The organism is Exiguobacterium profundum (genome assembly GCF_001909285.1).
GTDB lineage: Bacteria > Bacillota > Bacilli > Exiguobacteriales > Exiguobacteriaceae > Exiguobacterium > Exiguobacterium profundum.
Genome location: NZ_MRSV01000001.1, coordinates 2,801,867 through 2,818,496 on the forward strand (window position 1 = coordinate 2,801,867; position 16,630 = coordinate 2,818,496).

Annotated in this window: 11 protein-coding genes and 1 pseudogene; all 12 read right to left on the reverse strand. The window is 49.2% G+C overall.

All coding sequences use genetic code 11. From position 1 onward, the window contains the following. Positions 1 to 12 precede the first annotated feature (12 nt). Entirely contained in the window at positions 13 to 882 is an 870-nt protein-coding gene (locus tag BBB58_RS14435) for a DnaJ C-terminal domain-containing protein (RefSeq protein WP_074037822.1), read from the reverse strand. A 141-nt stretch (positions 883 to 1,023) separates the two neighbouring features. Continuing rightward, positions 1,024 to 2,196: a CamS family sex pheromone protein gene (locus tag BBB58_RS14440; protein ID WP_074037823.1), complete on the reverse strand. Its 1,173-nt coding sequence runs from the start codon at positions 2,194 to 2,196 to the stop codon at positions 1,024 to 1,026. 130 nt (positions 2,197 to 2,326) lie between these two features. Further along, the gene (locus tag BBB58_RS14445; protein WP_074037824.1) at positions 2,327 to 3,766 is read right to left on the reverse strand and encodes an LPXTG cell wall anchor domain-containing protein; all 1,440 of its coding nucleotides are present in this window, start codon (positions 3,764 to 3,766) and stop codon (positions 2,327 to 2,329) included. Positions 3,767 to 4,001: 235 nt separating this feature from the next. Then, positions 4,002 to 5,996 carry an NAD-dependent DNA ligase LigA gene (gene ligA / locus BBB58_RS14450; RefSeq protein ID WP_074037825.1) on the reverse strand — a complete coding sequence of 665 codons (1,995 nt, stop codon included), beginning with the start codon at positions 5,994 to 5,996 and terminating at the stop codon, positions 4,002 to 4,004. Positions 5,997 to 6,005: 9 nt separating this feature from the next. Further along, a complete protein-coding gene (pcrA, locus tag BBB58_RS14455; protein ID WP_074037826.1) occupies positions 6,006 to 8,222 on the reverse strand; it encodes a DNA helicase PcrA in 2,217 nt (738 codons plus the stop codon). Positions 8,223 to 8,260: 38 nt separating this feature from the next. Then, positions 8,261 to 8,941, reverse strand: coding sequence for a heptaprenylglyceryl phosphate synthase (pcrB, locus tag BBB58_RS14460; protein WP_074037827.1), 681 nt, complete (start codon positions 8,939 to 8,941; stop codon positions 8,261 to 8,263). A gap of 89 nt (positions 8,942 to 9,030) precedes the next feature. Next, the gene (locus BBB58_RS14465) at positions 9,031 to 9,264 is read right to left on the reverse strand and encodes a hypothetical protein (RefSeq protein WP_074037828.1); all 234 of its coding nucleotides are present in this window, start codon (positions 9,262 to 9,264) and stop codon (positions 9,031 to 9,033) included. Positions 9,265 to 9,276: 12 nt separating this feature from the next. Continuing rightward, on the reverse strand, positions 9,277 to 10,659 hold the full coding sequence (locus BBB58_RS14470) for a TrkH family potassium uptake protein (RefSeq protein ID WP_074037829.1): 1,383 nt from the start codon (positions 10,657 to 10,659) through the stop codon (positions 9,277 to 9,279). Between the two features lie 35 nt (positions 10,660 to 10,694). Next, complete coding sequence (locus BBB58_RS14475) at positions 10,695 to 11,000, reverse strand: YerC/YecD family TrpR-related protein (RefSeq protein WP_015880718.1); 306 nt, start codon at positions 10,998 to 11,000, stop codon at positions 10,695 to 10,697. A gap of 67 nt (positions 11,001 to 11,067) precedes the next feature. Then, positions 11,068 to 12,810, reverse strand: coding sequence for an adenine deaminase C-terminal domain-containing protein (locus BBB58_RS14480; RefSeq protein ID WP_074037830.1), 1,743 nt, complete (start codon positions 12,808 to 12,810; stop codon positions 11,068 to 11,070). A 182-nt stretch (positions 12,811 to 12,992) separates the two neighbouring features. Then, a pseudogene (locus BBB58_RS14485) lies at positions 12,993 to 15,368 on the reverse strand (bifunctional diguanylate cyclase/phosphodiesterase). 3 nt (positions 15,369 to 15,371) lie between these two features. Continuing rightward, the gene (gene purD, locus BBB58_RS14490) at positions 15,372 to 16,625 is read right to left on the reverse strand and encodes a phosphoribosylamine--glycine ligase (protein ID WP_074037831.1); all 1,254 of its coding nucleotides are present in this window, start codon (positions 16,623 to 16,625) and stop codon (positions 15,372 to 15,374) included. Between the last annotated feature and the right edge of the window lie 5 nt (positions 16,626 to 16,630).

A 16,630-nucleotide genomic window follows, 5' to 3' on the forward strand; every position in this document is an offset into this window, starting at 1 on the left:
CCTCCTTATCCATTAACGTTCGATTTGTTCATATACAGCCCGGTACGTCTCATCAAGCGGCAGGTCGACTTCGAGCTGCACGAACAAGTCCGACCGTACTTTCGAACCGGTCATGACACCTCGGCCCGGAATACGCATCCGTTGTCCCGGACGGCTTCCCGGTTTCACTTTCAACTTCACGCGTCCCCCGTCGAGTGTCGCAATGATGACGCTCGTCCCGTCTAAAAACTCAAGCGGTCGCAAACGCTTCACTGTCACGATGTGCTCTCCTTCGCGACGATACGTATCGTCATCGGCAAAGTGAAGTTCGACATATACATCACCTCGGTTTCCCGATTGTCCGACCCGGCTTCCTTTTCCTTTCAAGCGCAACTTCTGACCTTCATAAGCACCTTGTGGAATTTTGACGTTCACGGTACCCGTTTGAAGACGCAGACTAACTTTCGACTCTTTCGTCAATTGACTAAGCGGGATGTTGACACGAACGGTCTCATCCAAGTCTTCGTCAACCGCTTGGTCAAAGAAGCTTCCGAACATATCTTCAAACCCGAACGTCCGCGACGTCGTACGTGACCCACCGCCGAATTGTCGGAAGAGATCCTCGAATTGAGATGAGCCTTCCCCGTAAGCCTCCCCACCGCCTCCGAACCCTTGTCCGAATGACGGTCCATCTGGGCTGCCATATCGATCATAGTTCGCCTTCTTCTCCGGGTCGCTCAACACGTCGAACGCCTCTTGAATCGATTTGAAGCGATCCTGTGCCCCAGGATCTTTATTGACGTCCGGATGGTATTGTTTCGCCAGTTTCCGGTATGCGCGTTTAATCTCCTGCTCGGTCGCTCCTTTGGAAACACCAAGCTCATCGTAATAGTTTTTAGCCATATGGATTCACCTCACCTATCCCTTTCCCGTTTCTGTTAACTCTATTCTACTCATTTGGTCAAATAAGGTCAAAGATTATCCTTTCACATTTCATACGAAAAAAAGAAGAGATTCGTTTCAAAAAAACGAACCTCTCCTCCTTTAGAAGTATACTTTCGGACTATCCATTCCGTCCTCGAACACGATGGTCACTTCAGGGTCTCCACCGAGGGATGTCACGTTAATTCGAACCGGAACGTTCCGATTATATTCCCAACGGTTTTCAAGCAAGCCGACAACGTGTTGTGTGAATCCGACGAGCTCAGCGCGACTGTAAAACTGAATCGGGATATCAATCTCCATTCTCGATAAATCTCCATTCTGATAAAAACCTTTCCCAATCATCCCGCTATAGTCCGGGAAAAGGTCTGCGATCCGATCGCTGAAGAGCGTAAACTTCTGAGCGTCCTCGCGTACGTCAGACGTCGCTGATGTCGACGGGAAGTAGTAGTACTTCTCATCGATCGCTTTCCAGTCGTCCGATTTGACCTGATCCGCCGTCCCAACGAAGGCCGATTTGATATAGTTCCCCGGTGTCGGTGAACCTTGTGTCGATTTCATATAGAGCGCGACATTGATATCGAGATCCTTAAAGTCTTCCCGCTTCCGTAATTGGGAGACGAGCTCGTTCGCCATACGTTCCCCTTCTGCGATCACTTTCTTTTGATCGAGTTTGACGGTGTACGTCGGACCATAGTTCGGTGCTTGGAAGACATACTCACGGTTCAATATGAGTGCAAACGATACGCCTCCAACCTGATACCCGCTGTCCTCTTTCGTCATATAGTTCTGTTCGACAATGGAAGCTAAATAAAGTGGTGACTTCTTGTTTGCGTCGACAAACTTGTCGTCTTCGACTTCTGCCTTGCCATCCGCATATGCCGGGTTCAAGGGTGTCAATCCTTCATTACTTTTATCTTTCCGTGCAAGTAAACGGGACACATCCTCCGCGTTCAACAGCTGTCCCTCTTGATAAGCGAACTTTTCCGGGTCGAACGCGTCCGTTGAATGACGCATGAGACCGAGTTCGACTTCTTCGAGTTCTAACGATGAACTGACTTGACGTTGGGCGAGACCTCTCGCCGCCGCCGGTTTGAACGGAATGACCATCTGGTAGTAAGAGTCACGGGCTTCGATCGCTTGTGTGACGCCTTCGGCCGCTGTTTCGTCCCCTGTTGGTGTCGCTTCTTCTTCACCCATCGGTATTTTCATTGAACATCCGCTCAACAATAGCGCAGAGGCGATTGTCGGGATGACGAGTTGTTTCCATTTCATCTATGTCTAGCTCCTTTGAACATCGTTTCCTATTTCACTTTGTCCATTATAACAAAATCGTTCCACGAAAAAAGTATCGAAGCGGAATCAGAACAAATCCCTTCTCGAATGAACGAGAAGGGATGTCGATTTATGGTTTCGTTGACGGGTGGTTGCGACGAATCAACAGTAGGAGTCCTGACGCGAAGAGAAGTGTACCGAGCATGACGTGCCACAAATCATCCGCTTCGCCTGTCATCGGAAGTACGCCTTGTGCGTACGAATCGGCTTCATCGATGTGCTCGACTCGTTTCGCTCCACTCTCTTTGACAACGACTGTCACGGCAGGTGGTGTGGTTTTCACCTCTGTCTTCTGTTTGTTAGCGTCTTGTTTCGGCTCTTCTTTTACCGGAACAGGTTGCTTCACTGCTACCGGTACGTCGACAGAGTGAGTAACCGCAATCCCTTCATCCACCTCAAAGGTGAATGTGGCACGTTGAATCAATTCAGCCCCGGCTCTCATATCATAAGATGTGAGGAGCGGAAGCTCAAACGAGAACGTCACTTCTTCTTCCGGACCGAGACCGTCTCTGAAGGCAGGAATCGCTTCGACTAGCTCTGCGAATCGTTGATTTGCCAGGTGTTGTTCTTCTTTTGTCAAGGCACCGCTTGGCCATGTAAGAACTGTTTTCGCTAAAAACAGGGTGACTCTCGAAGGATTGGTTATCGTATACGTATAACGAACGGGCTCTCCCGGTTGAACGGTCGCTTTCTCAACCGTTGCATTCACGGTGAAGTCTGGTGTTTGCAAAAGGATAATTTGTTGACTTTCTGACGTGACAACCCGGTCGAATTCATCCACTCCGGTCACCCGAAAGACACTGCCGATCTCAGGATGAGCGTCGAACGAATATCCGATCTGAATCGCTAAAACTTCTGTCACTTCCACCCGTTCCCCCGGCAAGAGACCGTCTTCTCCTATTAATTCATGCAAACGATCAAATACGTGTTGATTGAACGATTCGATTGATTGATGATCGATGTCTCCGCTCACATACTCATGAGAGAATTCTGTCACCGTCATCGGCGTGTCTCCTGTGTTTTCTACAATGAACGTATACGATATTTCGCCTCCGACAACGGCTCGGTCGACTGCGGCGATGTTGATTGCTTTAACGGCGAGCTTCGGTAACGTCGGTTCAGTCGTCACCTCTTCTGATGGGTCTGGTTCTGTGACTACAGGCGGTTCCTCCACTTCGACAGGATAGGCTTCCGTGACAGTGTGTGGAGAAAACGTATACGGTACACCTTCCGCATCATAGAGCGTGATGAGGTCAATCAACGAGTCGTCTACTACTTCCGCATCAATCATAAATCGCCAAACGTCAGCTGATTCACGGACCCCGTAATACGTGATTCCTTCATAGACAAGACTTGATTCATATAATGTTTCGCTTTCCTCATCTGTCAAATTCACTTGGATATACCGGAACGTGGTCGTGTCCGCTTTGGCGGTGGGCACCCCAAATAAGGTTGAAAGGAACATGAGGATGGTAAATACGGCAACGAAGCGCTGGATGTTGTGTGTCATGATGTTGGTCCCTCCTCTAAGGTGAAAACAAGCGCTCGAATCGCAATCGTTCCGATGACGACGTTCACCACGTAGAGGAATGAGAGGAATGTGTGTGTGAAAGTCATGGTGTCAAAGGAAACTCTCGCAAAAATATATTAGCATTTTGATTTAGTTAATCTATACCCCTCACACGCTTGTGCGAACCTGCTCAATCCAAATTATTTCCGAAAAAAACGTTCGCCGAAGCGAACGTTTATGCTTGTTCCTTTAAAAAGTCGAGCAGCTTGGCTTCATCCCATACTTCGATTCCGAGAGATTCGGCTTTCGCCAGCTTCGAACCTGCCTTTTCACCGGCGACGAGCAAGTCTGTGTTTTTACTCACGCTCCCTGTCACACTCGCGCCGAGGAGTTCAAGCTGCTTCCCAGCCTCGCCACGTGTCATCTCATGCAATTTCCCCGTCAATACGACTGTCTTCCCAGAGAGCGGTGCCCCTTCAGTCGTTGGACGCTTCATTCCTTTGAATGATAAGTTCACACCTGATTCCGCCAATTCTTTGACGAGTTCACGTGCTTCTGGTTTTTCTAAATAGAGGACAATCGATTCGGCCATCTTCGTCCCGATGCCATCGATGGATGTCAACTCTTCAACTGTCGCAGCGATGATCGCATCCATCGTCTCGAACCGTTCTGCAATTAAAGAAGCGGCCTTTTGTCCGACGAGTCGAATCCCGAGGGCGAAGAGCACCCGTTCCAATGAATTTTGCTTCGATTGTTCGATTGCTGAGAGCAAGTTCGTCACTGACGTCTCGCCCATGCGCTCGAGTCCAAGTAAATCATCTCGGTCCAAGCGATACAGGTCGGCCACATTATGGACGAGCCCTGCTTCGTGAAGCTGCGTGATCACTTTCTCGCCGAGCCCGTCGATGTTCATCGCTTGTCTCGACACGAAATGGATGAGTCCTTCAAGCAGTTGAGCCGGACATTCTGGATTGACGCAACGATGATCCGCCTCTCCTTCGAGTCGAATCAACTCCGACCCACACGCCGGACAATGCGTTGGGAATTCAATCACCCGCTCTTCCCCACTCCGTTCACTCGCCAATGCCGATACGACGGCCGGAATGACGTCTCCTGCTTTTTTGATGACGACTCGGTCACCGATATGAAGGTCTTTTTCTTTTATAAAATCTTCATTGTGAAGCGTCGCATACGTCACGGTCGAACCTGCCACAGAAACCGGAGCAAATCGCGCCCGTGGTGTGACTTTCCCTGTACGTCCGACACTGAAATCGACGTCCTCAATCGTCGTCACAACTTCTTCTGCCGGGAACTTGTACGCGACGGCCCAGCGGGGACTTTTAGCGGTGAAACCAAGTTGTTCCTGTTCTTCATACCCGGCCACTTTGATGACGATCCCATCAATTTCATATGGGAGGTCACTCCGTTTCGTCACGTATGTCTCAATGTAATCCCACAGTTCATCCGCTGTCTGGCATGTTGTATAATCTCCGCTCACAGCGACACCAAGTCGTTTCAAATAATCGAGTGACTCGTCGTGTGACGCAACGAGATCGTCTTGCGACACCAAACCGTAAGCGAAAAACGCCAAGTTTCTCGACGCCGCAATTTTTGAGTCAAGTTGTCGAAGTGAACCGGCAGCAGCGTTTCTCGGATTTGCGAAAAGTGGCTCGCCGACACGTTCTCGTTCATCATTCAATTGTTCGAACGAACGTTTCGGCATGTATGCCTCACCACGTACTTCAAACGTCACATCCTCATTTAATCGAAGGGGAATGGAACGAATCGTCTTCAAGTTTTGTGTGATGTCCTCACCCGTCGTCCCGTCCCCGCGCGTCGCACCACGAAGGAGACGACCATTCTCATATTTTAACGAAACGGCGAGTCCGTCAAATTTGAGTTCCGCCACGAATGTCGGTGTGTAGCCGAGATCTTTCTCGATTCGCTCCACCCATTCCACAAGTTCCTCTTTCGAGAAGACGTTTCCAAGCGAGAGCATCGGCGTGTCATGTGTCACTTTGACAAATGCGTCGAGCGGAGCCCCTCCGACGCGTTGCGTCGGAGAATCCGGTGTTCGAAGTTCAGGATAATCAGTCTCGATTTGAATCAATTCGTTCATCAATCGGTCATACTCCGAATCCGGCACGCTCGGACGGTCGAGTACGTAATACTCGTAACCATATTGATTTAACGTTTGACGTAGCTCTTCTACGCGTTCTGCCATCTCCATATTCTCACCTCACGCTTTTTCGATAGGGGCAAATTTAGCCAATAGGCGCTTGATCCCGACTTCCGGGAATGCGATGTCGACTTCGAGTTGGTCGCCTTCACCACGTGTCTGAACGACCGTCCCTTGTCCCCATTTTTTATGATTCGCTTTGTCGCCGACACTCCAGCCGACTGTTTCGGCACCGGATGATTGGGCGAGTTTCGGCTTCGGTTTCGAACTAAAGCCATTCACTGGTAACTTCCCTGGTGACTCGACCGGGTTCCATGGCATTGGTTTTCTCGCCTTACCGGACCGCTCTAACAACGTTTCCGGCAACTCATGCAAGAATCTCGACTCTGGGTTGTTTTGGAAGCGACCGTATAGCATTCGTGACTGAGCACGTGTCAAATAGAGACGCTTCTCGGCACGGGTGATCCCGACATACGCGAGACGACGTTCTTCTTCCATCTCTTCCTCGTCATTCAAGGCACGGCTGTGCGGGAAGAGCCCTTCTTCCATTCCAATCAGGAAGACGACCGGGAATTCAAGTCCCTTCGCCGAGTGCAACGTCATCAGGGTGACTTGATGTGACTCATCGACCTCATCAAGTGAATCGAGGTCTGAGACGAGCGTCAAATCTGTGAGGAAGGCGACAAGTGTCTGTTCATCGCTCTCTTTCTCAAAGTTTTGGGCGACCGACAAGAACTCTTGCAAGTTCTCAAGTCGACTTTCCGCCTCAAGCGTCTTTTCGATTTTGAGCATCTCTTCATAACCTGTCTTCTTCAACACTTCCTCAACGAGTTCTGAAATGGAGAGGTAGTCCGCCATCTGCCGTAAATCCAGCATCATTTGGCGGAATTCCGCGAGTTTCGTCGCAGTGCGTGGGGCGATGCCTGACAATTCGATGTCACGAATCGCATCCATAAGTGAGACGCCTTGCATATCTGCAAAGTCACCTAGTTTATCAATCGTCGCGGCACCGATTCCGCGTTTCGGCTCATTGACGACGCGAACGAACGAGATGTCCTCATCCGGGTTGGCAATCAATCGCAAGTATGCGAGGACGTCCTTGATCTCTTTTCGCTCATAGAACTTCGTCCCGCCGACCATTTTGTATGGGATGTTCGACTTGAGGAGCATCTCCTCGAGTCCACGTGATTGAGCGTTCGTCCGATAAAGGACCGCCATCTGTCCGTAGTCCATCCCTTCCATCTTCAGCTCTTTCATCTGGTTCATGATGAAGAACGCTTCGTCGCGATCGTCCGATGCGACATGGAGTAACAGTTTCTCTCCTTCGTCATTTTCAGTCCACAAGTTCTTATCTTTGCGGGAAGCGTTGTTTTGGATGACACCGTTCGCCGCCTCCAAAATCCGTTTCGTCGAACGATAGTTTTGTTCGAGCAAGATGACATGTGCGCTCGGATAATCTTTCTCGAACGTCAAGATGTTGGCGATGTCGGCACCGCGCCAACGATAAATGGACTGATCCGAGTCCCCCACGACACACAAATTCTCATGTGCCTGCGCGAGAAGTTTGACGAGTGTATATTGGGCACGGTTCGTATCCTGATACTCATCGACATGGATGTACTTAAATTTTTTCTGATAGAACGCCAACACATCCGGCGCTTCTTGGAATAAGTGAATCGTCTTCATAATCAAATCGTCAAAGTCGAGAACATTATTTTGTTTCAACTTTTTCTCATACGCTGTGTAGACGTCCGAGATGATTCGCTCGTACGGATTGTTCCCAACGAGGGCAGCCGCATCTTTCGCCGTACGCAGCTCATTTTTATGATTTGAAATCATCCCGAGAAGGGTACGCGGTTCGTACTTCTTCGGGTCGAGGTTCAATTCTTTCAACACCTGTTTGATCGCTGTCAATTGATCTGAGGCATCTAAAATAGAAAAGCTCCGGTCATAGCGGATGCGATCGATATCACGTCGTAAAATCCGGACACACATGGAGTGGAATGTAGAAATCCAAATGTCCTCGGCGACACCACCCACAAGACGCGCAATCCGATCTTTCATTTCTCGTGCTGCCTTATTCGTGAACGTGATCGCTAAAATGTTCCACGGTGCCACTTGCTTCGCCGCCATCAAATAGGCGACACGATGGGTCAAGACACGAGTCTTCCCAGACCCTGCACCCGCCATAATCAACAGCGGGCCATCCGTATGCTTCACCGCTTCTGCTTGTTCCGGGTTCATCCCTTTGACTAATTCTTCGCTAAGATTATACATAATTGTTTCCTTCCTTGTTCCAAACGTTTGTTCTTATTTTATCGGAGTGCTCCTACAGTCGCAAGTGCTCCAGCTAAGTCTTCATAAATGATATTGCCGACAACAATCGTGTCGACATGTGCACCCATTAATCGTGCCGTCTCTTCTCCCTCGATGCCACCACCGTAAAAGAGATGTGCATCAGGTAACGCCAAACGAATCTCTTTGACGACATCAGGATTCCCGAGTCGTCCACTATATTCGATATAGAGCGAGGGAAGACGGAACAAGTGATGTCCAACTTCCGCGTATGCCACGGACTCTTCGATCGTCAAATCGCATCGTGCTTCCGTCACGTCAGCGACTTTCGCGTCCGGGTTCAAGACGAGATACCCTTGAGCCGTTACAAGACGGGCATCAAAGAAATGGCCGTATCGTTCAAACGCACGAGCATGATGTCCAATGATCCATTCCGGAGTTCCTGCATTCAGCACGGTGGGCACGAAGTAATGATTGAATCCGTGGATGACTTGACTAGGATGACTAATCTCAAGTGCGATTGGAATCCCGGCATCTCGGACTCTCGCATATAGCGCAAATGTATTCTCTGCATCAACTCCATCCGTCCCTCCAATCAAAAAGGCGTCGGTCCCAGAATGGATGAGGGCCTCGAGCGCCTCATCTGTGAGTTCCTTATTCGGATCTAGTTTAAACACATGTCGCCACGTCTGAAATTCCAACTCATTCCCTCCTATCGAATCCTTCTCTAGTGTATCGATTTTTTTCCTCCCGTGCAACTCCCCAACAAAAAAAGACTTGCCGAAGCAAGTCACGAACGTGCCGTACGATTCCGTTCCCGATCCGTCAACCATTTCGCAACAAGCAAGGCGAATAGACCGTAAACGGGGACGAACCAGAGCGGATTCGCTAAAAAGAATCCGAGCACCGGTATGTCAAGGAGCGGCGAGTCCGGTGAACAGAGTGCCGTTCCATTGACGATGGCGATAAACGGAAGAACCGGAACAATAAAGACGTATCCGAAGTTGATCCAAAATGCTTTCATATGACAATCTCCTTATCCTAAGATGATTGATTCTTTCGGATAGTTATACATCCGCTTCGGTTGTCTCCGTTGCAGGATGAGAATGAAGGCGATGACGCCGATCCGACCGATGAACATGAGAATCGTCAACACCCATTTTCCAACGTTACTAAATTCGGAGGACAATCCGACGGATAGGCCCGTCGTCCCGAACGCAGAACACGCCTCGAATAAGATTCGTGTCAACGAAGCATCCTCAAAATAAGCCATGACCATGACACCTGATAGTAACACGGCAAGCGAGACCGTAATGATCACGAACGCTTTCCAAATATCTTCAAGGACGATTTCACGACCGAAAATTTTAATGGACGAGTCCCCGCGAATGAAGGCGATGACAGCGAGAACGGCTACAGCAAACGTCGTCGTCCGAATCCCCCCACCGACAGACGATGGAGACGCCCCGATGAACATAAGGATGGACAGAAGCAACATGCTCGCTTCAGAGAATAGATTGACATCTACCGTCGATAGACCACCATTTCGTGTCGTCACGGATTGGAACAACGAATCCGAAAGTGCCAACCAGAGCGGCAAGTCTTTAAAGGCATTGTTGTATTCAAAGATGAACAAGCCGACCGTACCGACAGCAATCAAAATAAAGAAGGTTGAAACCGTCAATTTCGTGAACAAAGAGAATCGACTTGGGAACGTATGACGTTTTCGAGTGATTCGGCTCACCAAGTACGTTCGAATTTCTACAAGCACCGGGAATCCGATGGCACCACCGGTCATGAGCGCGATTTGTGTAAAGATGACGAACGGGTCCTCACGGAATGGTGCGAGCGAACTTCCCGTAATGTCAAACCCGGCATTCGTCGTCGCACTGACCGACCCGAACAATCCTTGCAAGAAGGCTTCTCCGGCGGTATCAAAATAATTTAAGTAATGGACCCCGAGCAAGACGGCACCGACCGCTTCAATGGCGATTACGGTGATGACGATTTCCGTGATGTATTTGACGATACCAGACATCGACGTCTGGTTTTGGTCGCGTAAAATTAGTTGTCTTTCCCTAAACCCAATTCGTTTCCCAAGTAAGATCCACATGATGACGTGCAAACTGATCAATCCGACACCGCTCACTTGGACGATGAACAGGATGATAAATAAGCCGAACGTGGAGAAGGTATCGGTGACTACAATCGGTGTCAGACCGGTGACACTGACACAGCTCACCGCAAAGAAGACAAGATCGGTAAATGTGATCGTCACTCCGGGCTTGTGGGCGATTGGTAAGGCGAGAAGCAAAACTGATAAAATCGCTGCCGCACTATAAATTAATACGAGTGTTTGAACCGGTGTTAAATTTCGAAAGAACAATTGTAAGTTCTGTTTCATGAATTTCTGTTGCATCTCGCCCCTCCCCTCCATCAAAAACAAGATGACTCTTACGAGTCACCTTTTGTTTGTTGTAGACGTTCAAGAGCGAGATCGTATCCGCCTGTCCCATAGTTCAAGCATCGCTTCACACGTGAAATCGTGGCCGTTGAGGCGCCTGTCGCATCCTCAATTTTATGATACGTGTTTCCTTCACGAATTTGCCGCGCCACTTCAAGTCGTTGCGCAAGTGCTTGAATTTCATTAACAGTCGCTAAATCTTCGAATAATTGATAACAGTCTTCGAGTGTCTCGAGCTTCAAAATCGCTTCAAACAATTGATCAAGCTCTCGACCTCGTAATTTATCGAGTTGCATCCGCAAGCATCCTCTCTACTCATACTTCTTTATCATTCTAAAGCAGGGGCGCCTTGGACTCAACTATTCATCGCAAAATCGCAGGAAATAGTACTTGTTTCTTCATGACTTCGTAAATGCCGAGAGGTGTCGCCCGAACATACGGCAAATGGGTAGACGCTAAAAATAGTAATGTATAGATCGGGTCTTCGAACTGATAGCCCCTCGCCATGAGCTCGTCTCGCAGCTGTTTCTCTTGACCGATGAGCACTTCAAGTGGCTCCGTCGACGTCATCCCACAGAGTGGCAACGGAATCTCCGCAACAATTTCGCCCTGGTCTACGAGGACAATCCCGCCTCCAAGTTCGTTCATTCGTTTGAACGCCTGTAACATATCTTGTTTACATTTTCCTAGAATCAAGTAGTCCCCACTAATCGAGTACGAACTGACAAGTCCACCAAAATCTCGAGCGAATCCTTTCAGGACTGTGTTCAATCGCCATTTCCCTTCTTTATCAAGCAACATGAGAAACGATTCGTCTCCATCACGCGGTAATTCATCTTGACCCGTGTCATGCGTAATTTTAAACAGCTTCATGATGACCGAGTTGATCATGTCGAGTCCGACCGGCATGCTGAAGGACAAGTCTTGTGGCGTAAGCTCGATTGAAACGTCTGTCGACGGCATCATGTCGAGGACTGCTTCCACTAATTCGTTCGGGAAAAGCGATACTTCATCACGATAAATCCATTGCCCTTTCGCGATCACGGCCGTCGGACGCGGTTCCTCGATGGCATCTAGAATGTTCAAATGCGCGATGCGGCCTGGCGCAATTGCACCTAAAATATGATCGAGGTCAAAATGACGAGCCACGTTATGAGAGACAATCCGGTAGGCTTCGATGGCCGGTAATCCCGCTTCGATCAAAATGCGGACGAGAGCATCCTGCATGCCGTCCTCATAAAAGCCCGGTGTCGAACCGTCCGTCGTCACCATGAGATGGTCGAACGCCGTCAATCCATTCGCCAATAGGTCACGAATCATCTCCGGCAGGTCCGGACGAATCGAGGAATGTCGAAGCGTCGTCGTATAACCTAGTTCCAATCGATTGAACGCCTCTTCCGCCGTCATCGCCTCATGGTCGCTGTGTACTCCCATCAACGCCATTTTAGTCAATGTCTTCGGCGACGCCCCCGGAAAATGTCCCTCGACCGGTAAACCGCACGTCTCAGCGTCAAGCATCCACTGAAGCATCTCATCATCGCCCTTCAAGGCGCGTGGCCATGCCGTCAATTCACCTGCCATGACGACGTCCGGATGGTTAAACCACTCGTGAATGCGTTCCGAGTCGACAGCCACGCTCTCTCGGTCCAGCTCCGTTTGCGTATCCAATCGTGCCCACCAATACGTACTCGTCGGTAATTGCTGAATCGCATCGAGCTGCGCAAACGCTTGCTCTTTCTCTTGTAAAAAAAGCAGCATGTTGTCATTGACTAGCGTCGTCGTTCCACGCTCTCCTGCATATTTTGACAACGTCGCCGGATTGTATAATTGAAACGGATGAGCGTGAGGCTCGATATACCCAGGTACAATATACTTTCCTGTCACATCGACCGTTTCGACCGCTGATTCTGGTAAGTCTGGACCGACATACACGATGCGATCTCCCTCAATCCAAATATTCGCGGTTCTCCATTGTTTTACGTAAACGTTCAAATACGTTGCGTTTTGTAAGACGAGCGAAGGTGGTCGCAATCGATCTACGACTTCAAGTTGTGAACGAATCATCACTTTAGACCACGGTGCCCGCGCCGTTCTTTTTGTTGGCATCGAACCCAATCCTCCCTTTTCCCTTGAAAAGCTATTAAAAAATAGTTTTGAAAGCGTTTTCTTTCCCTGTTTCAAGTTTACCTTTTCTCTGAATGGGTCGCAAGTTATGTTCCCTATTGTAACAAATTTCACATAAATTTTTCACAAAAAAAGACGACTCTCCCTATGAAGAGTCGCCTACATCAAATTTGAGTCATGACCGTTTTTCGTAAGTACAGGTGCAATTGATCGACCGGAATCGGTTTACTGTAATGATAACCTTGAATGAGCGAACCACTATATTCTAATACGAACGCAAGCTGTTCCGGTCGCTCGACCCCTTCCGTGACGATCTCGAGTCCAAGCGTTTGGAAAGTTTGATACAGCCCTTCTAACAGCGCGCGGTCAAACTTATTCTCCGGAATCCCTTTCACGAAGTTCTGATCGATTTTAACGATGTCGAGACGCAGGGATTGCAGGTATGAAAGTGACGATGTCCCGACACCGAAGTCATCGAGTGATATTTTGACCCCGATGGCCTTTAACGCTTGAATGAACTGTTGAAGTTCATACACATTCCCACCGACCTCACTCTCTGTGATTTCCACATGCAACCGGTGTGGGGGAAATCCTGTCTTAGCGAGCGTCTCCTACAACGCTTCTAAAAACGAGTCGTCTAAAATCTGACGTTTCGATACGTTGATCGATAAAAACAAATCAAACCGCTCTGCGTACTCTTGAATCTCAGTGATGGCGCGCACAAGCACCCAGCGTCCCACATCTGAGATGAGCCCGAGTTGCTCCGCAACCGGAATGAACACACCGGGAGAAACGAACCCTTTCTGTGGATGGTGCCAGCGAATCAACGCCTCGACTCCTCTTACTTGAAACGGCTGCGGAGAGACGATTGGTTGGTAATAGAGTTCGAACTCATCATGACGCAACGCATGACGTAAATCACGTTCCATCTCGAGCGCTTGCAAGTAGTGACTCCCATCTTCAATCTCATGATAGGAAAGAATCTGATCTTTCCCGGATGCTTTGGCTTCGTGTAAGACGACATCGAGTCGCGCCATCATCACCTCATAGGAATGATGCGTGGGTCCTGTCAATTCGTCGATGCCGATACTTAAGGTCAAATGGTTCATCCCTTGCTTCAAACCCCATTCGCGCAAATCTTTCACTAATTGATTCGCGATAATCATGAGCTCCTTGGTCGTCCATTCCGAATGAATCAAGATGAACTCGTCCGCTCCGGTTCTTGCAACGAAGCCATCCTCTTTATAAAACATCAAACGAGAGGCAAAGAACGTCAGCATCGCATCTCCCGTACGCTGACCAAATTGATCGTTGATCCGGCGGAAGTTGTCGAGATCGATTCCCATCACTCCAATCGATCGGGTCGTGTCCGGTAAGCTCACGAACATCTCTTCGACTGCCAAGCGGTTCGGAAGACGGGTCAAAGAATCTCGGAAGGCACGCGTCAACGATTCTTTTTGTGTCTGTTCGAGTGCATCGAGCACCTCGTTCATGCTGATCGCCATCTCTTCAATCTCGTCTTGTTGATTTGGATGCAACTGAATCCGTAACCGACTATTCCGTTCTTTCGTGATCCATTTGAGTTCGTTGACGATGCCCATCAATCGTTTCGTGACAATTTGATTCACCGACCAAAACAGTGTCAACAATAGACCAAGACCGAGCACAAGCAGCCCTAGCATCCCCGTTTCTAACATGGTCTGTGTATTGGTATAGTACGTTCGTTTCACCGAGAAGTTGAGTTCCCAGTTCGCATCTTGATAGACGGATTGAAGCGGTAACGAGACACGTGCAAATTGATTGTCTTCATCGACCGTCAACTGCCGGTGTGAAAGAGGACTGATCGATAATTTCGTTTTTGCTTGGGCACTCATCGCGGCCATGAAGTCTGGACCGATTTTTTGAATGAGTACGAGCGTCCCACCCGGCTTTCCTGTCCCATCACTTCTCAAAATCGGATGACTCATGAAGACGACTGGACCGAAATCGGTGCCATACACCGCACTTTGTTTGATTCCTGACGAGTTGACGTAACGGATCAAGTCGTTCGTAAATGTCTCTTTGTCCTCTTCACGATCTAATTCATAAAATTGAGTAAACTCCGAGTAGACGACCTCTCGATCACGGTCGAGGAAAATCATTGCGCCGACCCCCAAGTTTTCGAGTGTCTCTTCCCCCATGTTATTTTCAATGAATGTTTCATTCTGATTTTGAACAAAATCATAGGCGTTCGTCCAGACTGACCAATCGACAAGAATCCGTTCGAGCATGAGTCGGTGATTGGCGAACACTTCTGACACACTTTCGATTTGATCGCGGGTCATCGCCCTATCCTGTTCAATACTTTTCTCTACAAAATACGGTTTGATGACGAATAAAATGACACCGATGAAGAGTACGATGTTCACGGCTATCGCAATAAATAATTTTGTTTGAACACGCAGGCCGACCACCCTCCTTCTTCCAGCTACTTTATTATTGTAGAACAGGATATCGGCATTTCCTTTTTTTCGCATGAAAAAAAGGATGGGTTGACCCATCCTTCAAATAATCTGCGTGAACGCCCGTGACCCGATGTCCGTTCGGTGGAACGTCTCAGGTAAATCGAGTTGTGAAATCGCCGCATACACAGCCGTTTTCGCCTCAAGCAGTCTCGGCTTCGTCGCCGTCACAACAAGTAGACGACCTCCGCTCCCTACGACTTGATCACCCTTCTTTGTCGTGCCGGCATGGAAGACCAGCACATCTTTCGGAAGCGACTCAAATCCTGATAACACCTGGCCCGTGATCGGTCGGTCCGGATACCCTTCGGCCGCAATGACGACACCCATCGTATATCCACCGACCCATTCAATCAGATACGGTTCTTGACGAACGACCGCTTCAATCACGTCAAGGAGCGGCGATTTTAAGTTCGGTAGAATGACCTCCGTTTCCGGGTCACCGAAGCGTGCATTGAATTCGATGACTTTTGGTCCATTCGCAGTCAAGATGAGACCGGCGTACAAGAATCCTTCAAATGGAGTGCCTCGTTTGACCATCGTCTGCGCGAGTGGTTCTAATACGGTCTTCACCGATTCCTCATACACGTCCTTTGAAAGATGTGGCATCGGGCTATAAGCGCCCATACCACCCGTGTTCGGTCCCCTGTCGCCGTCATAGGCACGTTTATGATCTTGCGAGGTGATCATCGGAATGACACGCTCTCCCGAGACGAACGCCATGAGCGAAAACTCTTCCCCATCGAGGAACTCTTCGATGACGACTTGTGACTGTTGCCCAAATTTATCCGTCGTGAAAATATCACGTACGGCAGCTTCCGCCTCTTCGACCGTGAATGCAACCGTGACGCCTTTACCGGCAGCCAACCCGTCCGCCTTGACGACGAGTGGTGCCCCTAGCTTCTCGATATAGGCAAGCGCCGATTCCGCTTCTGTGAACGCCTCGTATTCCGCTGTCGGAATCCCGGCTTCCATCATGATTTCCTTTGCGAACGCCTTGCTTCCTTCGAGTAAGGCAGCTGCTTTCGTCGGTCCAAAGATGTTCAGTCCTTTGTTGCGGAACGTATCCACGACTCCTGCCATTAGCGACGACTCCGGTCCGACAATCGTCCATTCGATCTCGTTCTCTTCTGCGAAATGGGCGAGCGCCTCCACGTCTGTTTCATGGATCGACACACACGTCATCCCTTCCATGAAGTCGTTGCCCGGTGCAACGAAGACGTGATGCCCATCTTGTTTCAACTTCCACGCGAGCGCATGCTCGCGTCCTCCTCGACCGATGACCAATACGTTCATGACGC